The organism is Siminovitchia terrae (assembly GCF_003605405.2).
In the GTDB taxonomy this organism is placed as follows: Bacteria; Bacillota; Bacilli; order Bacillales; family Bacillaceae_C; genus Siminovitchia; species Siminovitchia terrae.
This window is the reverse complement of record NZ_QYTW02000017.1, coordinates 91,168-108,415: the sequence shown is the minus strand read 5'-3', so window position 1 is coordinate 108,415 and position 17,248 is coordinate 91,168. Positions and strand designations below refer to the sequence as shown.

Annotated in this window: 22 protein-coding genes; 4 read left to right on the top strand and 18 right to left on the bottom strand. The window is 40.8% G+C overall.

Annotation, left to right across the window (positions count from 1 at the left end; all coding sequences use genetic code 11):
• Window positions 1-216: 216 nt before the first annotated feature.
• From D5F11_RS16175 to D5F11_RS16140, 9 genes are all read right to left on the bottom strand, one after another.
• Window positions 217-879 (bottom strand): potassium channel family protein, encoded by a 663-nt coding sequence (locus D5F11_RS16175; RefSeq protein ID WP_120117169.1) that lies wholly within the window; start codon window positions 877-879, stop codon window positions 217-219.
• Between the two features lie 133 nt (window positions 880-1,012).
• The gene (locus D5F11_RS16170; protein ID WP_120117168.1) at window positions 1,013-1,648 is read right to left on the bottom strand and encodes a response regulator; all 636 of its coding nucleotides are present in this window, start codon (window positions 1,646-1,648) and stop codon (window positions 1,013-1,015) included.
• A gap of 3 nt (window positions 1,649-1,651) precedes the next feature.
• Window positions 1,652-2,692 carry a sensor histidine kinase gene (locus tag D5F11_RS16165; RefSeq protein WP_120117167.1) on the bottom strand — a complete coding sequence of 347 codons (1,041 nt, stop codon included), beginning with the start codon at window positions 2,690-2,692 and terminating at the stop codon, window positions 1,652-1,654.
• Window positions 2,689-3,411: a cell wall-active antibiotics response protein LiaF gene (gene liaF / locus D5F11_RS16160; protein WP_120117166.1), complete on the bottom strand. Its 723-nt coding sequence runs from the start codon at window positions 3,409-3,411 to the stop codon at window positions 2,689-2,691. Before liaF ends, D5F11_RS16165 begins: the two co-directional genes overlap by 4 nt.
• Before the next feature lie 41 nt (window positions 3,412-3,452).
• The gene (locus D5F11_RS16155) at window positions 3,453-4,106 is read right to left on the bottom strand and encodes a PspA/IM30 family protein (RefSeq protein ID WP_120117165.1); all 654 of its coding nucleotides are present in this window, start codon (window positions 4,104-4,106) and stop codon (window positions 3,453-3,455) included.
• Window positions 4,107-4,127: 21 nt separating this feature from the next.
• The gene (locus D5F11_RS16150; protein ID WP_120117164.1) at window positions 4,128-4,487 is read right to left on the bottom strand and encodes a lmo0954 family membrane protein; all 360 of its coding nucleotides are present in this window, start codon (window positions 4,485-4,487) and stop codon (window positions 4,128-4,130) included.
• A gap of 206 nt (window positions 4,488-4,693) precedes the next feature.
• Complete coding sequence (locus tag D5F11_RS26630; RefSeq protein WP_185830742.1) at window positions 4,694-4,834, bottom strand: hypothetical protein; 141 nt, start codon at window positions 4,832-4,834, stop codon at window positions 4,694-4,696.
• Between the two features lie 11 nt (window positions 4,835-4,845).
• Window positions 4,846-5,715 (bottom strand): CvfB family protein, encoded by an 870-nt coding sequence (locus D5F11_RS16145; protein ID WP_120117163.1) that lies wholly within the window; start codon window positions 5,713-5,715, stop codon window positions 4,846-4,848.
• Window positions 5,716-5,742: 27 nt separating this feature from the next.
• Window positions 5,743-5,958, bottom strand: a complete 216-nt coding sequence (locus tag D5F11_RS16140; protein ID WP_120117162.1) for a hypothetical protein — start codon at window positions 5,956-5,958, stop codon at window positions 5,743-5,745.
• A gap of 632 nt (window positions 5,959-6,590) precedes the next feature.
• On the opposite strand from D5F11_RS16140, the gene D5F11_RS16135 reads away from it, so the two are divergent.
• The 3 genes from D5F11_RS16135 (at window position 6,591) to fdhD (ending at window position 9,608) form a co-directional block, all read left to right on the top strand.
• Window positions 6,591-7,859 carry an L-lactate MFS transporter gene (locus D5F11_RS16135; protein ID WP_120117161.1) on the top strand — a complete coding sequence of 423 codons (1,269 nt, stop codon included), beginning with the start codon at window positions 6,591-6,593 and terminating at the stop codon, window positions 7,857-7,859.
• Between the two features lie 82 nt (window positions 7,860-7,941).
• The gene (locus D5F11_RS16130) at window positions 7,942-8,304 is read left to right on the top strand and encodes a Na-translocating system protein MpsC family protein (protein WP_120117172.1); all 363 of its coding nucleotides are present in this window, start codon (window positions 7,942-7,944) and stop codon (window positions 8,302-8,304) included.
• A gap of 497 nt (window positions 8,305-8,801) precedes the next feature.
• A complete protein-coding gene (gene fdhD, locus D5F11_RS16125) occupies window positions 8,802-9,608 on the top strand; it encodes a formate dehydrogenase accessory sulfurtransferase FdhD (RefSeq protein ID WP_120117159.1) in 807 nt (268 codons plus the stop codon).
• Window positions 9,609-9,685: 77 nt separating this feature from the next.
• On the opposite strand, the gene D5F11_RS16120 is transcribed toward fdhD, so the two are convergent.
• The 9 genes from D5F11_RS16120 to D5F11_RS16080 form a co-directional block, all read right to left on the bottom strand.
• Window positions 9,686-10,141: a TlpA family protein disulfide reductase gene (locus D5F11_RS16120; protein ID WP_120117158.1), complete on the bottom strand. Its 456-nt coding sequence runs from the start codon at window positions 10,139-10,141 to the stop codon at window positions 9,686-9,688.
• A 143-nt stretch (window positions 10,142-10,284) separates the two neighbouring features.
• A complete protein-coding gene (locus D5F11_RS16115) occupies window positions 10,285-10,833 on the bottom strand; it encodes a peroxiredoxin (protein ID WP_120117157.1) in 549 nt (182 codons plus the stop codon).
• 152 nt (window positions 10,834-10,985) lie between these two features.
• Complete coding sequence (locus D5F11_RS16110; protein ID WP_126646616.1) at window positions 10,986-11,273, bottom strand: hypothetical protein; 288 nt, start codon at window positions 11,271-11,273, stop codon at window positions 10,986-10,988.
• Between the two features lie 72 nt (window positions 11,274-11,345).
• Window positions 11,346-12,233: a transcriptional regulator CcpC gene (locus D5F11_RS16105; protein ID WP_120117155.1), complete on the bottom strand. Its 888-nt coding sequence runs from the start codon at window positions 12,231-12,233 to the stop codon at window positions 11,346-11,348.
• A gap of 88 nt (window positions 12,234-12,321) precedes the next feature.
• Window positions 12,322-13,827, bottom strand: a complete 1,506-nt coding sequence (locus D5F11_RS16100; RefSeq protein WP_120117154.1) for an MDR family MFS transporter — start codon at window positions 13,825-13,827, stop codon at window positions 12,322-12,324.
• 32 nt (window positions 13,828-13,859) lie between these two features.
• Window positions 13,860-15,068: a multidrug effflux MFS transporter gene (locus D5F11_RS16095; RefSeq protein WP_120117153.1), complete on the bottom strand. Its 1,209-nt coding sequence runs from the start codon at window positions 15,066-15,068 to the stop codon at window positions 13,860-13,862.
• A gap of 96 nt (window positions 15,069-15,164) precedes the next feature.
• Window positions 15,165-15,593, bottom strand: coding sequence for a cyclic-di-AMP-binding protein CbpB (gene cbpB / locus D5F11_RS16090; protein ID WP_120117152.1), 429 nt, complete (start codon window positions 15,591-15,593; stop codon window positions 15,165-15,167).
• 167 nt (window positions 15,594-15,760) lie between these two features.
• Window positions 15,761-16,015, bottom strand: a complete 255-nt coding sequence (locus tag D5F11_RS16085; protein ID WP_120117151.1) for a DUF1797 family protein — start codon at window positions 16,013-16,015, stop codon at window positions 15,761-15,763.
• Window positions 16,016-16,205: 190 nt separating this feature from the next.
• Window positions 16,206-16,427 carry a hypothetical protein gene (locus D5F11_RS16080; RefSeq protein ID WP_120117150.1) on the bottom strand — a complete coding sequence of 74 codons (222 nt, stop codon included), beginning with the start codon at window positions 16,425-16,427 and terminating at the stop codon, window positions 16,206-16,208.
• Between the two features lie 214 nt (window positions 16,428-16,641).
• On the opposite strand from D5F11_RS16080, the gene D5F11_RS16075 reads away from it, so the two are divergent.
• Entirely contained in the window at window positions 16,642-17,103 is a 462-nt protein-coding gene (locus D5F11_RS16075) for a YkyB family protein (protein ID WP_120117149.1), read from the top strand.
• Window positions 17,104-17,248: the final 145 nt, after the last annotated feature.

Genomic DNA, 17,248 nt, shown 5'->3' with positions numbered 1-17,248 from the left:
ACTTTATTCAGCCGGGGTTTGAACCCCCGCTGAATGGAATACCAACATGCATTCATCTCACCACTTGCAGAAGTCGGAGACTTCTGCTGAATGAAGTTAAATGGCCCATTTTGGCTGTCCAACTTGATTTTGTTAGGAAAACGGCTATCCACATTCTCTGCGATAGTTCATCTTGTCCGAGACTGACCAAGTCTGCAGAGCCATGTCCCGCTTCCCTTATTCAACCAATACCTTCTTTTCAAAACGGTTAATGTCAGTATCAGCCCCTATGATGATTAATATGTCATTGAGCTGAAGCGGAGCATTTGCCAACGGTGAAACAATAATTTCTTTCCCTCTTTTAATGGCTACAATATTCAACCCATATTTAGCCCTTATATCCAATTCCACTAGCGTATACCCTGCCAATAAGTCATTAACCATTACCTCGACGATACTGTATTCCTCTGACAATTCAAGATAATCGAGAACATTGGTGGAAACAATATAGTGCGCAATCCGCCTTCCCATATCACGTTCAGGGTGAACAACATGGTCTGCACCAATCTTCCGAAGCACTTTTTCATGGTAATCGTTTTGCGCTTTAACGGTTATGTGTTTAACACCCAATTCCTTCAGAATGAGGGTTGTCAGAATACTGGATTGGATATTATCCCCAATGGCAACAATGACATGGTCAAAATTTCGTATACCTAAGCTTTTCAAAACGTTTTCGTCTGTCGTGTCGGCAATGACTGCCTGTGTTGCTGTAGAAGCAAATTCATTCACACGGTCTTCATTGATATCGATAGCCATCACTTCCATTCCCTGCTCTGTCAGAGAACGGACAATGCTCCCACCGAAGCGTCCAAGGCCAATAACCGCAAATTCTTTTTTCAACTTTCATTCCTCCACTCTTGCTATGTTGCCATTTTAGCATATTTGGAAGTCATAAACACTCCCGGCATTACCTTCATATCAGTGGAGTACATTTGCATCATAAAAAAAGTAAATTCATCTATGAAAGACGAATTCACTTTCTGATTAATCCATTTTTAAATGCATATATGACAGCCTGTGTCCGATCCTGCACTTCCAATTTGCTCAAAATATTACTGACGTGTGTTTTAACCGTCTTCAATGTGATGAAAAGCTCATCCGCTATTTCTTTGTTTGCTTTGCCCTCAGTCATTAATGCGAGAATTTCCGTTTCCCGGTTCGTTAAATCTTCATGGAGGGAACGCTTTGCTCTATGATGTAGCTTTTTCATCATTTTATCCGTAACCTCGGGCTCCAAGACTTTCTGACCTTTATAGGCGGATCTGACAGCATCTGCGATATCACTAGCCTTAGATGTTTTTAACATATACCCTGTAGCTCCTGCCTCTAGTGCCGGGTATACTTTTTCATCATCCAAAAAGCTTGTTACAATTAACACTTTCGCCTCAGGCCATTCCTCCAGAATCGCTTTTGTGGCATCAATTCCGTTCATGCCTTCCATAACTAAATCCATTAAGATGATATCCGGGCGCAGCGAAAGAGCAAGGTCAACACCTTGTTTTCCATCCCCCGCTTCCCCGATCACTTCTAAATCTTCTTGAACAGATAAATAAGCTGATACACCAATTCGGACCATTTCATGATCATCCACTAACAAAACTTTGATCATTTCTTATCCTCCCTCCTGATTTGGCAGAGGTATTTTCACTTCAATACTTGTTCCCCTTCCCGGCAGGCTGACTATCTTGATATTTCCTCCAATCTCTGATGCCCTTTCCCGCATGTTTGTTATGCCATAGGAACCGGCTTTTTGATCGCCGATGTTGAAGCCTTTACCGTCATCAATCACCTTTAAAAATACGAATTGGTCCACTTCCATCATATGGACTTCCAATGTTTTGGCTTTTGCATGTCTTAATGTGTTTGAAACTGCTTCTTGTAGTATACGAAATAAATGATCCTCAATTCCCTTTTCCAACTGAACATCCTGTAAATTCCACGTTACCTTTAAAGGCAATTTGGCCGTTAATTCGGACAAGAGTTCCTGCATGCCAACTTTCAGGCTTTTCCCTTCCAACTGAATCGGCCTGAGATGAAGAAGCAAAGCCCTCATCTCAGATTGAGCTTCATTAATGACTTCTTCAACCAAAACCCGTTGTTTTGCAGTAGCCTCACTTGTGGGATCAGGACTTTGGTTGATAGCTGACAAAAGCATCGTGGCAGCAAAAAGCTGTTGGCTGACAGAATCATGAAGCTCCCTTGCCAATCGATTTCTCTCTTTTGTGAGAACCTCTTCTTTTAATTCCCTGTTCCATTTCACCCGTTCGTTGGTGAATTTTTGATATAGCAACGTTTGCTCCTTTAGCCGGGCTCGTATATTTTCAATCCCTTGCCAGATTGAAGGGAAATTATCATTTTTTGCAGGCGGAATGCTTACCCGGTCATAATTTCCCCCTTCCAGCTCCAAAAGACTCCATTCAATCTTTTCTACTTTTTTGTCAATGGAAATCCCGACTATGTAACCGGCGATTGAACCCACCAATAAACATACAGCAAGTATGAAAAAGACATTTGGAACAAGCAAATATTTTTTTTGCATCAATAGCGGATACCAGTCTGTATCAACAGTAAATAGAAACATCAAAAGTACAAACATAAAAACGAAGAGGGCCAGAGACGCAAAATAAAATGACAATGTTCTGGCCATTTTCATGTGCGTCTCACCTCAACATCTCCGAATACAACACTTGTAACAATTTTTATTCTCCGAGATGCTGTTTCGTCATCTCCGTCTGTATAGTAAATAACATTGGAATTTAACAGTTCTTCCTTCTGGTTGAATATATTCAATTTACCACTGATCGCAGAGTGATTTATGGTTACGGAGGCATCGATAGGCACAATAAGCTGAATATTGCCAATGAAACCGCGTATGAGAACAACGCTTTCTCCCGGGGGAAGCATGGTCATACCCATGTCTATGATCGTATTTCCAAATCCGCACTGTATATTAATATCGTCCCATTCAAATATTTCATTGACAACCTTTTGAGTTCCGGAAAACATATTTTTAATATAAGGCATTTTCCTGTTAACTTTTGTTTCTTGATTGGGTGGAATTGTTTCTATTACAATTTTCTTTGCCTGTTTTTTTGTTTTTGAATATTGGATAAGTGCATAAACGGCTGCTGCCATAATGAAAATTTTAAAAACAGCCGTGGAAATGATAGGGATCAAAACAAGTGAAACTCCGATGATTAGGTATAGTTTCTTCGAATCTCTACCTTGGTGGCTTTTCCAATAATATATAATGAAGCACCCTATAAGGAGAGGGACATAAAGCCTCCAATTGAGCAGAAGCTCCAGCGCCATTCCAATCCCTGCAAACAGCATGGCCCAACCAATTTTGCTGTTTCTGCTGAAGTTTTTCAATGGTGTCCCTCCTCATCGGTAAATTGGTCACTTCTATTCTATCATGAGTTATCTCTTAAATCTCCACTATCTTGTTTGTTTAAATCTTTTGCCAGTTGCTGAATACGTGCATCAAAAATGCTTATTTCATATTCATCATTCGCTTTCTTTTCCTCCCGTTCGAATAATTTTCCAATGTTCTCCATATTCTCAGCGGGAGTTCCAAACTCGGTATCTTTCAGTACTCTGTTCATTTTGTTTTTCATTAAGACTACGTTTTCCTGCCCCATAAGCTCCAATCGTTTCATATGCATATCTTTTAACTTCAGCTTCATTTCACGGTACTTTTGCTCCAGCTCTTCCAATTGATGCACTGAATTGTCATAGACATTTTTCAATCGATCAGCACGTTCCTCGTATTGTGCCTGTTCGCGCAATGCGATCTCCGATAAATCCTCTGCTCCTGCTTTTAGGGCAATTTCCCCCTGCTCTTTTCTCTTTTCAGCCATCTTCTCTATCTCTTGCCACTCTTTGTAGAATTCGTCCCTCAAGAGCTTCTGCCTTTCGATTAGCTTCGATGCTTTTTTCACTTCTCTTTCACTTTCACGTAAATATTGATTTAACAGAGAAATTGGATTTGTCTTTTTCTGTGTTTCGGCAACTTCGTAGAAATCATCTTTTATAGCTTGTTTGATTTTTTCAAATAAAGTGTTCATTTTTTGTCAGTCTCCCTTGTTTTAAATTTTTGTACGGCCTTTTTCAAGGTCCTTCCACTGGCGTTCAAAATTTACGAATGGATCTTGTTCTACTTCAATTTCTTCTGCCTTTTCTTTTTTCCAATTTTTATATCCCACATAAAGAACATAAATGGCTGCTATTCCTGCCAATGCTGGTAAATTTCCCAGTAAGCCAGTCAACCCGACTATTCCAAGGATCCCCCAAGCAATTTTTTGCCAAGTAGAGTGGGTTTTTAAAAACTGTTTCAGCGAAAAGTAAACGATGATCAGACATATCGCCATCCCCACAATATTTCCTAGGCTTGCAATAGCAATGATGGCCAAAATGACAGCTAGTGTAAAAACAAGCACATTTTTCATTTTGATCTCCCCTTTCCTATCTGTTGTCTTTATCTTAAAGAATTAAATGCGAACACCAAACGACCTTAAGCCGTGTTTTTCTCTCAGACTAGAGACCGAACAACAAAGATACTTGAATCAAATGCGCCTTGGCGTATTTGCGCCCAGAATTTATCGAGCTCCGTTCGATAAATTCCCTCTGAAAATCTGTGCATCCCCCCGAGGCTTTAACTTTGAATGGAATACCAATAGGCATTCATCTCTCCACTTACAAAAAGTGGGAGACTTCTGCTGAATAAAGTTAAACGATAAAAAATCCGACGCTTCAACGTCGGATTAACCCCTACTCCAAAAACGAACTGGTTCAAGATTCAGGCACCTATTCTTTTTCATGATCAGCCAAGTGGGTCCACCCATCCTTTTGGACAACCTTCCTCTCTTTCATCAGCTTGCCCAAAGCACGTTTAAAGGAGCCTTTACTCATTTGAAAACGTCCTTTTATATCTTCCGATTGAGATTTATCCCCGTATGGCATATTTCCACCGCGGCTGATCAGATAGCTGTAAATTCGCTCTGCATCTTCATCAATAGCCTCGTGTGCCCTCGGAAGGAGTGATAAGTTGATTGATCCATCCTCTTTGACCCCAATCACTCTTCCTTCGACCAATTGACCGAGACGAGGCTCCCTCGTTCTTTCCGAATGATGGATAAAACCAAGATACCCTTCTTCAGTTATGATGTTTGATCCCTCTAACAGAAGTCGGTAAACTGTTCCCTTTACGTTTTTATTAAATAAATTTTTATCGGCAAACTTTGCGAGTCTGCGAATATCGTCCTCGACAGCAAGCTTTCCAAAGAGCCTATTTTTCTTATCTGTTTTCAAGCTACAATAAAGCTTGTCTCCCTTTGCAGGCCATAGCCGGAACAGTTCAGGCAAATCATCTTTTGAAACAAGGATATCTTTCTTTAAACCAATATGTATAAAAACACCCAAGTTCTCTTTGACTTCCACCACTTCCACCCAACCAAAATGCCCTTTCCTTACTTCAGGAATTGTTAAAGTAGCCGCCAACCTACCTTCGTGATCTTGATATAAAAAGACGGTCTGTTCCTCTTGTGGATCGAAGTTATCCGGAACTTCCGTATGATGAAGCAAGACGTCCTCCTCCCCATCAGTCAAAAAGTATCCAAACGGCACCTCACGCGCCTCAAATAATTGAACAACCGTTCCAGCTTCTAGTCTCGACATATAATCTACCTTCCTTCGGAATTTAACCTATAAATTAATGCCCATTATACCATTTTCATATACGAAATGCGTTAACGTCCATTCCACAACAAAATCGTAAGCGCCATCAAATGCGCCTTGGCGTATTTGCGCCCAGATTTTATCGAGCTCCGCTCGATAAAATCTGTGGCATCCGCCGGAGGCTTTAACTTTATTCAGCCGGGGTTTGAACCCCTGCTGAATGGAATACCAATAGGCATTCATCTCACCACTTACAGAAGTGGGAGACTTCTGCTGAATGAAGTTAATCTAAGCCGGAAATACATTAACGTGAGCAAAAGACGATTCTCAAAAAAGCTAATTTGCCTAGGTCCTTGTGCGACTAGGTGAGAATATTAAATGATAAGTAGCTATTCACCACTTAAGCATTTATCCTTTCCTGCTAAGCCTTTCAATATGAATGAAGAAAAGATTTCTCTTTTCATACTCCTCAAGAATGAGTATTTTTCATGCAATTACCCCGTCATGAAAAGATCATTCCGCATTTTTTGAATAGTCTCAGTGGCCCTGAAAAAATTGTGAATTCTCCAACCTTTTTCTCTATTAAAAATGTGACAAATATGTTAACATATATATCGAAATATCAAATTTATTGTAGAAGTTGAGTGTTGTACATAATGTCCACGGTTGGCACTTGACAGCGAACCTGTTAAAGACTAACCACCGCAAACCGCTTATCTTTGGATAGGCCTTCTTTCGCGGTGGTTTTTTGTTTGGCGGACTAATCTTTATGGTTTTTTAACCCCAATAAATACTCATTACCTCAAACTTTTGATATTTCATTATTTGCTAGCGGTTTCATATACGGTAGCAGCTATCTCATGAAGGAGGAAAAAATGGAGAAACTGAAAAATAGGTGGCTGATTGTTGCTTCCGCAGTTGGCATACATATTTCAATCGGATCAGTCTATGCCTGGAGCAACTTTACAAATCCCCTGATGAAAGAATTCAATTGGACAGCAAGCCAGGTGCAGTTGACCTTCAGCTTGGCGATTTTGTTCTTGGGGCTTTCTGCAGCCTTTTTGGGGCACTTTGTTGAAAAACATGGTCCACGTAAAGCAGGCCTTCTCTCTTCGTTATTTTTTGGAGTTGGAGTTTTTTGTACAGGGTTTGCAGTAAAGCTGGGTTCATTGCCTTTACTTTACATATGCTATGGCGTCATTGGGGGAATTGGCCTTGGTGTCGGATACATTGCCCCAGTTTCTACTCTGGTCAAATGGTTCCCCGATAGAAGAGGAATGGCTACAGGAATGGCGATTATGGGATTCGGCTTTGCAGCAGCCATTAGCAGCCCGATTATGGACGTTCTTATTAAATCTGTAGGCATCGCCAATACTTTCTTTATCTTGGGGGCCGTTTATTTTATTATCATGACATCATCTTCCCTATATCTTGCAAAGCCGCCGGAGGGATGGATGCCTAAAGGTTTCAAGGAAAAAATGGAGTCCGGAAAAGTATCCACGGACCTTTCTCAGCTTACAGCTAATGAGGCAGTAAAAACACCTCGTTTTTATTATTTGTGGATCATGCTGTTTATCAATGTCACCTGCGGTATTGCCATTTTATCTGCAGCCAGCCCACTAGCACAGGAAAGCATCGGCCTTTCCTCCATCGAAGCAGCGGCATTGGTAGGAGTGCTCGGGATTTTTAACGGCCTCGGACGGATAGGCTGGGCAAGTGCCTCCGACTATATCGGCCGTCCAAACACATATACGGTTTTCTTTATTATCCAAATCGTTTTATTCACTCTTCTGCCATTCACAAATGTATCAATTTTGTTTCAGATTATGCTTGCCGTCATTCTGACCTGCTACGGCGGAGGATTCTCCTGTATTCCCGCTTACATCGGAGATATATTTGGAACAAAGCAGCTTGGAGCCATTCACGGTTATGTATTAACAGCATGGTCCGCTGCTGGCCTGGCAGGTCCCTTGTTTGCAGCTAGAATTAAAGATGTAACAGGAAGCTACGGAAACAGCCTGTTATTTTTTGCAGCTTTTTTTGTTATCGCTTTAATCGTATCAATTATTATTCGACTTGACCTTAATAAACTTAAAAGGGAAAAATCTACCCAAAGCAGGCGAAATGACCTTACAACCAACTAAACGCAACCAAATAACAGATATTGAGATATTTTGGAAACATGATAGAATAATGGTAAGCACCAGGACAAGAGGTTATTGGATGATGAGAAATTATGAGGCAGAATTCAGCAACTTAGTAAGGTCTTTCCGCAAACGCCATATGGGCAAAGGTCCGGGGTATATAAAGACGACTTTTTGTAAAAATTGGGCGATTTGTGAGATGAAGGGCAATTTGTCACCGGTTGAGAAATTTATTGCAAGTGCCGATGATGGCAAACAGGTGGTTCGTGCTGCGAGAACAGAGATGGTTAAAGACATGTATCGCAAAAACCATCCTGTTGAAATGGAAGAATTACTAGGTGCAAAGTTCATTGACCTTTTTGTTGATATTGACATCGAAAAAGACTTGGGAATGTCGATATTTATCTTCGACCAGAACTTAGAAGAAAAACTCAATATAAAATAAAAGGAACATGAGTTGGCACTTGGCAGCGCACCTGTTAAAGACTAACCACCGCAAGATCCCTTTTCAGGATTTTACGGTGGTTTTTTTAGGGCAAAAGCGCCAGCTTCTATTTATCTTATACAGACTGATCCGAAAAACAGAAATCAGATATGACATATTCCATCTATCCCAAAAACTTGGAATATTGGAAGGTGAGGCTATTGTCGTTTATAATCAATTGAACCCAGGTTACCGATACATGGGGAGACAATATTTTCGCATACAAAATAAGAAAAACGTATTGCCAAAAAAGCGTGGGGATTCCAGAATATAAGTCGAAAAAGCGGACGCGTACATTGCCTAGAAATATTATCTGGAGATGCAATCCTGTCGCTTCGCTTGCACTAGTACTTCCTGTACGTCGAAGCCGGACACAGCTTTAGTGAAAAATAAGTTATTCACAACTTAGATATTTTATCATTTCAATATAACAAGAAATTAACTAAGAGGGTGATCGTATGAAGCCTATGGTCAGGGGTCGTCTACAGGTATTGCGATACAATGGTCAATCACTTACAAAAATAGAGGATCAAGCCGCCGTGGAATATCCACTTACAATCTTTATTGACAATGAAGAGTTTGCTACAATCGTTTGCTCCCCTACAAATTTGCAAGAGCTCGTTATCGGATTTTTGGCATCTGAAGGGATGATCAGAAATATGGAGGACATCTCTTCTCTTGATATAGACGATCATCAGGGATTTGCGTATGTTGAGTTGAAAATGAAGCAAGTGATCAGCAAAGAGTTTTACTCGAAACGAATGATCGGATCCTGCTGTGGAAAAAGCCGGCAGTTTTACTTCTATAATGATGCCAAAACGGCCAAAACGATCATGTCGAGGCAAAAAATTTCGGCCGAGCAATGCCTGGAATTAATGACTAAAATGCAGGAAAACTCTGAAGAGTTCCAACTTACAGGCGGTGTCCACAACGCTGCTTTATGCACTAAGAATGAGCTGCTTTTTAGTTATTCTGATATTGGCCGCCACAATGCATTGGATAAGATATTCGGTCATTGTCTCAATAAGAAAATTTCCTTAAAAGATAAAGTGATCGTTTTCAGTGGGAGAATTTCATCCGAAGTCGTATTGAAAGTAGCCAAAATCGGAGTAGGCATACTAATATCAAAATCGGCCCCAACGACTCTTGGGATCGACTTAGCACATGATCTCGGTATTACCGCGATAGGATTTGCCAGAAAAAACCAATTAAATATTTACACACATCCTGAACGCATTGTCGGATCAGAATGTTTCCCAAAATAGAGCCAGCGACATTGCTTCCTAGCTCTATTTTTTTTAAAAAAAGAGACGCCTTCCATAAAAAGCGCCCTATCCCCTGTTTATTCTTTTTTCTCCAGCTCGCCCAAAACACGGTTCACCCGTTTTTCAAGCATTTTCATTCCGCCGCCTCCGGCTTGGAAATGTCTCAGTTGTCCATCTTTATCAAATACGTAATAAGCAGGAACGTATTCATTTTGGAAAGCATCTGCCAGTTTTAACTGGCTATCGACAAAGATTGGTTGTGTAATATCATGTTCATCTGCGACTTTTTTGATCTCGTCAATATCGAGGTCATTTTCCGATCTTGGCATATGGACAGCAACAACATTCAACTTATCTTTATATGCATCACGGAATTCGTTAACCTGAGGCATAGCTTCTTTGCAAAGGTGACAGCTAATGGACCAATAGTGGATTAATGAGGGCTTCTCACCGATCAAATCTTCCTTTGTAACCTGTCCGTTAAGCCATTCGACTGCACCTTCGAGTTCAGGCATAGGTTCACGCAATTTCATAAAGCAATCCCTCTCTTCCGAAAAGTTTTAGGCATTGATATGTGAAAGACAGACACGAATAGTGCCTGTCCAGTTTAATGTCCAACGAAGGCCCCCATCAGCTAGGTTGCCAATAAGCAGACGGCCTTCGTTTTTCTATTTTATTAAACGTTTAATGTCGCTTGTCCAGGTCTCCAGTTTGCAGGACACAGTCCACCTGTTTGCAAAGCTTGAAGTACACGAAGAGTTTCATCAACGTCACGGCCAATGTTGTTGTGGTTCACAACAGAGTACATTAATTCACCCTCTGGGTTGATGATGTACAATCCGCGAAGTGCAATACCTTCTTCTTCGATAAGTACTCCGTATTCACGGGAGACAACATGATTCGTGTCCGCAGCAAGCGGGTATTTCAAATCGCCAAGACCGTTGTCTTTACGATCAGTGTTGATCCAAGCCAAGTGAGTATGGATTGTATCAGTGGATACTCCGATTACTTCTGCATCCAAGTCTTCGAACTCGTCATAACGATCGGAAAGTGCCGTAATCTCAGTTGGACAAACAAATGTGAAGTCCATTGGATAGAAGAATAGAACTGTCCATTTGTCGTTTTTCATGTTTTCTTCAAGGCTTACTTTACCAAATTCTTTGTTTGACAATACTGCTTCCATTTCAAAGCGTGGTGCTTGTTTTCCTACCATACGTTCTGCCACTGTAAAATCCCTCCGTAAATAAATTAATATTTAAATGAGAAAATTATATATGTTTTCTCATTGAACAACCTTATCACAATAACAATTATAGGATAAGCTAGCAGGCAAGTCAACATTAATTATAATAAATTTAAATAAAAAATTATTACTAATTAATACACTTGGCCTTTTACATCTTCTTTATGTATCCCACATAAACGGATAAATATTCCACTTACTTTAAGTCTACCATGACTTATATCGACAACAAAATGAAATGCTCCGTATAACGTGCGAGAATTGGTTTTCATATCAAATGAGCCTTGGTGTATTTGCGCCCAGATTTTATCGAGCTTCGCTCGATAAATTTCCTCTGAAAATCTATGGCATCCGCCGGAGGCTTTAACTTTATTCAGCCGGGGTTTGAACCCCCATTGAATGGAATACCAATAGGCATTCATCTCACCACTCATAGAAGTGGAAGACTTCTGCTGAATCAAGTTAAAAACAGCCTTACCAAAGATGACGGCAATTTAGTCAATAACCTTATGATCCTCATTGAATTCACGGACTACTTCTAGAAACGCTTGAACCTGCCTCAATTCAAAAGCAGAGTCGTAACCGAGCAGCCAGTTATCACGTTTGATGGGCATCCCCTTTTCATCTAGGAGAGGAATTTGATACATATCTTTGTCTGCACCATTCAGTGTGATGGCTGGCAGGATAGCATAACCGATACCATTGTATGCCATCTGTTTGCAAGTCTCAATCTGGTCCACAACGATAGTTCTCTTTGGTGCCGTTTGAAATTGGCGGTACCACCAATCCTGAATCTCCTGATAGTAATTTGAATCGCTTTTAAATTGGATAAACGGACGATCAGTCTGTAGTACTTCTTCGATATTCCTGATTTCCTTGTCCACAAGGTAGAGGCTGTCCTCAAATAAATGATATTTAGAACTTTTCCAATCTGCCGCTCCCCTGATAATGCCAATATGTACATCCCCACCGTATAGCGCCTTTAAAATTTCACTGCTCCATCCAGTTATAAGTGAAATTTTTGCATTGGGATACAAATTCACAAATTTCTTCAGGACTTTGGGTAGCCAATTTTGGCCAACAATCGAAGCGCAGGCTATTTTTAACGTGCCATGGATATGCGTTTCAAGGGACTGGATTTCTTCTACTACCCTTTCTTCCTTCTCCAACATTTCTTTCGCAAATTTAACAACAATCTCTCCAGACTGAGTAAGAATCAGACCTTTCTGTGATCGGATAAATAATTTTGTTCCCCATTGCTTTTCTATATTTTGAAGCCGCTGGGACAATGCCGGCTGAGAAACAAAAAGTTTTTCCGCAGCCTTTCGCATATTCATTTCTTCTGCAAGAACGGTTAGGAAACGCAGATCTGTGTTGGACATAAAAAAACCTCTTAATTTAAAGTATTTCACCGATATTTCACTTGGTGTTTCATTTTAATCAGCCTACAGTAAAATTATTTATCAAGGCTTAAGCAACAGCTTTATTTTTTTTCGGAAGGAGGAGTACCAAAAAGAAACTGATGATACCGAACATAAGCACAGCTATATAAACGGAATGTAATGAATGTGATAGTCCCTCCTGTAATAGGATTTTGACCGATTCGCTCAATCCAGCCCGTTGTTCCTCGGTTAGCAGCATATTCGTGGAATCCAGCGTGAGGTTTTGCCCTGTTTTGCCTCCATGTTCCGCAAAATAACGGAGAATCTGGCCGTTAAGTATTCCTCCAAGCAAAGCCGCACCTACAGTATTTCCCAAGTTTCTCATAAACATATTGGTTGCAGTCGTGATACCGCGTTGTTTCCAATCAACCGACCCTTGGATAAGTACAATAAATGAAGTGCTTGTAAGCCCCATTCCAACTCCTACACAAAATGAAGAAAGAGCAGCCCCTATCGGGCCAGCTGAGGGTACAATCGTAACGAACAGCCCACCACCAACAACAAGAAAAATGCCGCCAATAAAGGAAGTGGATCGATAACCGATTTTTATAATCAACTTGCCGGCAGCAGTTGATGCCAATGGCCAGCCGATGGACATCGCCGTCAATGCAAAACCCGCAATTGTAGCACTTTTCTCCATCACCCCTTGTACATATGCAGGCAAAAAGCTAGATATTCCTATCAGCATCAAGCCTGTTGTAAAAGAGACGAGATTGGCAATCAATATGGGGCGTAGCTTCCAAATCTCAAGTGGAACCATAGGCTCTGTTGCTCTTTTTTCTTGTAAAATAAACAATAGGAATGCAGAAACAGCAATGATTACAAGTGTTATTACCTGAGGCGAGAACCAAGAAAATCGTACGCCCCCTTCCACTAAAATAATCATGAGGGATGAAATAGCCACCGTCAGAAGACTGGCACCGACATAGTCGATCTCCGGCTTCTTTTTCTCAATCGTCTCATGCAAAAAGAGCCAAACGCCGATAATAGATAGAAGACCTAACGGAATACTTACCCAGAAGACCCATCTCCAGCTTATGTATTCTACAAGAAGCCCACCTACTGCCGGTCCCATGATTGCAGAAATCCCCCAAACGCTTGATAGATATCCTTGAACATGGGCACGTTCCTCTCCTGTATAAATATCTCCCACAATTGTCGTTGCAATCGGCATAACAGCCCCGGCTCCGATGCCTTGAATGAGCCTGAAGATTATGAGCTGTTCCATCGAGTCCGCCAAGCCACATAAAAATGAACCAATAAGAAAAATACCGACCCCTATTGTTAAAATTGGCTTTCTTCCATATAAATCAGATAATTTCCCATAAATAAGAACCGTAATGGTATTCATTAATAAATATGCCGAAAAAACCCAGCTGTAATGCGCGAACCCCCCAAGATCTCCGATGATGGCTGGCATGGCAGTGGCAACAATGGTTGCTTCAACAGCCCCGATGAACATTACCAGCATAACAGCAGCTAGGACAAACGGACGTTTCGTACGGTTTGGAATGCTCTTAGCCATCTGCACCATTTTTCCATCTCCTTTTTAACTTTAGCCATTCCCTACTTGTTCCTGCATAGAAAGTAATAAAAGAATAGGGCAAATGCATGGCAGGCGGCCATAATAATGCCCATTGGCACTACGTTTCCCAGACCGGCAAGCGGGGCTGCAGCAGCTCCGAATACATGCGGCATAAGTCCGTGCAAAGCAGCAGCACTGCCAGCGGTTTTCTCTTTATCATTCATGGCAAGGGAAAACGATGTTGTGCCGACTATTCCGACAGTCGAAACTGAAAAGAAAAGCGGGATCATCACAAAAATCAAGCCAACATTTAACCACAGCATCAGAAAAAGAATCACACTGCTGAGAAAAGCCAGGTACAGACCACCCGCCAACAGCTTTTTCTCATCTACCCTTCCTGCCAGCCTGCCGGTTATTTGTGCGGCCGCAATGATTCCAGCACCGTTCATAGCGAAAAAGAGGCTGAAAGCCTGTGGAGATAAATTAAAATGTTCCTGCAATAAAAACGGAGAGCCAGCTATGTAAACAAACATTGCGGCCATGACAAATCCCTGCGCCAGGCAATAGCCCATAAATACTTTATCCTTTAGAAGGAATGAAAAAGTCTTAAGCATATTTCCAATGCCGCCTTCAGATCGTTTGGTTGCAGGCAGTGTTTCAGGAAGACCCCAAAGAACAGAAACCACCATGATGGCCCCAATAAAAGTAAGAACACCGAAAATCCCCTGCCACGGCATGATGGATAGCAGCTGTCCTCCCGCTACGGGAGCTGCGATAGGCGCAGCACCATTGACGAGCATCAATAAAGCAAAGAACTTTGTAAGCTCAACCCCCGAATACAGATCCCTAGCCACCGCTCTGGCAATGACAATCCCTGCTGCAGCGGAAGCTCCCTGGATAAATCTCATGGCAACCAATCCCCAAATGCTCGGCATGGCCATGCAAAGCAAAGAGGATATCGCAAAAATAACTAAGCCTACCACCAAAGGCCCTTTTCTCCCCCTAGCATCGCTCATCGGTCCGACAACCAGTTGCCCCACAGCCATCCCTATCAAAAAGGATGTGAGAGTCAGTTGAGCAGAAGAAGCCTGTGTGTTAAACCCAGCTGCGAGGTCTGGTAGACCCGGCAGATACATATCGACCGAAAGCGGCCCAAAAGCAGTTAAAGAACCGAGGATAACAGCAGCCCATATTCGGTTCATTTTTGGTTGTGAAGCAAGAGAATAATTATGTAAAACAGATCCCTTCATGATTCCCCTCCTTACCTCTTGGAACACTGTACAGAATCATAAAACAAAAAAATTGGGCCCCCAATAAAAGGGAGCCTTTTTTCAAACATTTTTACATTAAAGTTGCAACTTCAGCTCTTTTAAAAGGGCTCTTCTTGTAACAATGCCTTCAAAGTATCCCTCTTCGTCAAGAACACATAAAAAAGGGTGATCGATCAACAGACCAACTGCTTTTTTAAAATGATCATGGAGCTTAACGATCGGAATATTCACTGCCATGACGTCCTCAACCTTTTTATCACTAAGCTTTTCGAATTCAATCCTTTCCAATCCAAGAATTGATTCTGTAATGATTGCAGAGCTGATTAAACCGTGTAATTTAAAACGGGCATCAAGCACCGGAATAGCAGAATAGCCACTCTTTGTCAAAACAAGCAAAGCATGCTCTAAATTATTTCCTATTTGCACATGGGCCACTTTTTCAGACGGAATCATGTAGTCACTAATCTTTGACTCTGTAAATGCCTGACTTTTTAAGGAAATCATCTTTAAACTCCCTCATCTCTTTGCAAAATCATTCTAATATCATTTTACCATAAATTTAGAAAAGGGAAACAAATCAGTTAGATGAAAAATTACTTCATAACATAAAGCAAAGCGCTTAAAGGTGAAAAGGCTTCCGCTTCAAGGAACAAGCGGAAGGTAAAACTGTTTTAACGGTATGCTTTTTCTTCTTGAACAATATCGAATATCTCTATTGCTGCAGCATCAATGTCATCAAATTGATATGTCCGCTTATTATTATCCTTATCGTATTCTTCCACTTCAAATGTTCCTGAGCCTGAAAAATATTTCACCTGACAGATGACTTTTTCATTCACTTCAAATTGTCTTTGCGGAACGTCTTCTTGCCCCACCATATTTTGCATCGTTTGCAGTCTTTGAATAATACCTAATAATTGTGACATGTTTTAACCCCTTTCTTTGGGAAGACAAACTTATTATAAAAGAAGCCCCTCGGACAATGCAAATCGTTTTTTTATTTACGAAGAGGCCAGATTTGCGCAAAAAATTAGACAGGGTCACCCTGCCTTCGACTAATTCCCAGGGACGCCCGCATTTAAATCACCCTGAGACTTTTTTATTAAAAATACGCCATTACTGATCTTCCTTTATGTTCAACAATGACTCATTCAACTTCTTCAGAGATCTGATAATTGTTTTCTTCCGGTTGTATCCCCTAACGCTGACAGAAACGCCGTTCATGCTTGTATGAACTTCTCCCCATGAACCATAGGGTTTGAAACCATAAATATAAATTTTGATGACACCTGACTTTGAAGGCAGGAAAACAGCTTCATAATCTTTGTTTTTTCTCATTTCTGCATCTCCTTCCTTGCAAGATTGCTATATGTCAATTAATTCTTATCAATTTTCCTTTCACTGACACAGTTAATATACACCTGGGATGCTTTGTTTTCAAGTGAAAATTCAATTGTTTTTTTCTTTGAATAGGGCGTGTCTTTTCTTTGCCCTGTCATGATGATATAATTATATGTAAATTTCAATCAATTAAGGAAAGGAGAGCCTATTTGTGGATCCGGATATCAGAAAAACAGCTTCATTAAAACCGACAATTGCGAACTTATCACAGGCTATATTCACAGTGAACCGACACGCTAAAACTGCCATTAATCCGAAATTCCTGTACAGTTTGAAGAAACAAGCACTTGAAAAGATGATCAAGGAAGAAAAAGCGACTAAAACCGGACTTCATTTCTCAAGAAACCCGAGATTCAGCCAGCAACAGTCGGATGTGTTAGTAAAATGTGGAGATTATACATTCCATATTCCGCCTACAAAGGAAGATTTTGAAGAACTACCTCATTTAGGCCATCTTGATCAACATTCCCGCAATCCAAAAACTCGCATGTCGCTAAGTAAAGCGAAACAACTCCTTCAAGAATATACCGGTCTCAAAGAACCCAGTCAAGAACATCATAAAAGAAAGCAGCAAAAGCCCGAATTTAAAAAATTGGGAGACAGCTTTTTTTAATGTTTTTATTATATGGAAAGAGGCTGAAAGTAATAGATTTTAGTACAAATCGTGAAAATAAAACCGCGAAAATCAAGGTTTCTACATTTGATTTCACGCGGTTTATTTTCTTTTTTATTGTTTTTTTTGCGATCCGAGAAAGTTT

What these genes read in the sequence shown, in the direction of transcription:
- D5F11_RS16170 (WP_120117168.1), bottom strand. Translation starts at nt 1,648, where the DNA reads ATGATCAAAGTTTTGTTAGTGGATGATCATGAAATGGTCCGAATTGGT.
- D5F11_RS16165 (WP_120117167.1), bottom strand. Translation starts at nt 2,692, where the DNA reads ATGAAAATGGCCAGAACATTGTCATTTTATTTTGCGTCTCTGGCCCTC.
- D5F11_RS16155 (WP_120117165.1), bottom strand. Translation starts at nt 4,106, where the DNA reads ATGAACACTTTATTTGAAAAAATCAAACAAGCTATAAAAGATGATTTC.
- D5F11_RS16150 (WP_120117164.1), bottom strand. Translation starts at nt 4,487, where the DNA reads ATGAAAAATGTGCTTGTTTTTACACTAGCTGTCATTTTGGCCATCATT.
- D5F11_RS16145 (WP_120117163.1), bottom strand. Translation starts at nt 5,715, where the DNA reads ATGTCGAGACTAGAAGCTGGAACGGTTGTTCAATTATTTGAGGCGCGT.
- D5F11_RS16140 (WP_120117162.1), bottom strand. Translation starts at nt 5,958, where the DNA reads ATGAATGCCTATTGGTATTCCATTCAGCAGGGGTTCAAACCCCGGCTG.
- D5F11_RS16135 (WP_120117161.1), top strand. Translation starts at nt 6,591, where the DNA reads ATGGAGAAACTGAAAAATAGGTGGCTGATTGTTGCTTCCGCAGTTGGC.
- D5F11_RS16130 (WP_120117172.1), top strand. Translation starts at nt 7,942, where the DNA reads ATGAGAAATTATGAGGCAGAATTCAGCAACTTAGTAAGGTCTTTCCGC.
- fdhD (WP_120117159.1), top strand. Translation starts at nt 8,802, where the DNA reads ATGAAGCCTATGGTCAGGGGTCGTCTACAGGTATTGCGATACAATGGT.
- D5F11_RS16120 (WP_120117158.1), bottom strand. Translation starts at nt 10,141, where the DNA reads ATGAAATTGCGTGAACCTATGCCTGAACTCGAAGGTGCAGTCGAATGG.
- D5F11_RS16110 (WP_126646616.1), bottom strand. Translation starts at nt 11,273, where the DNA reads ATGAATGCCTATTGGTATTCCATTCAATGGGGGTTCAAACCCCGGCTG.
- D5F11_RS16105 (WP_120117155.1), bottom strand. Translation starts at nt 12,233, where the DNA reads ATGTCCAACACAGATCTGCGTTTCCTAACCGTTCTTGCAGAAGAAATG.
- D5F11_RS16100 (WP_120117154.1), bottom strand. Translation starts at nt 13,827, where the DNA reads ATGGTGCAGATGGCTAAGAGCATTCCAAACCGTACGAAACGTCCGTTT.
- D5F11_RS16095 (WP_120117153.1), bottom strand. Translation starts at nt 15,068, where the DNA reads ATGAAGGGATCTGTTTTACATAATTATTCTCTTGCTTCACAACCAAAA.
- cbpB (WP_120117152.1), bottom strand. Translation starts at nt 15,593, where the DNA reads ATGATTTCCTTAAAAAGTCAGGCATTTACAGAGTCAAAGATTAGTGAC.
- D5F11_RS16085 (WP_120117151.1), bottom strand. Translation starts at nt 16,015, where the DNA reads ATGTCACAATTATTAGGTATTATTCAAAGACTGCAAACGATGCAAAAT.
- D5F11_RS16080 (WP_120117150.1), bottom strand. Translation starts at nt 16,427, where the DNA reads ATGAGAAAAAACAAAGATTATGAAGCTGTTTTCCTGCCTTCAAAGTCA.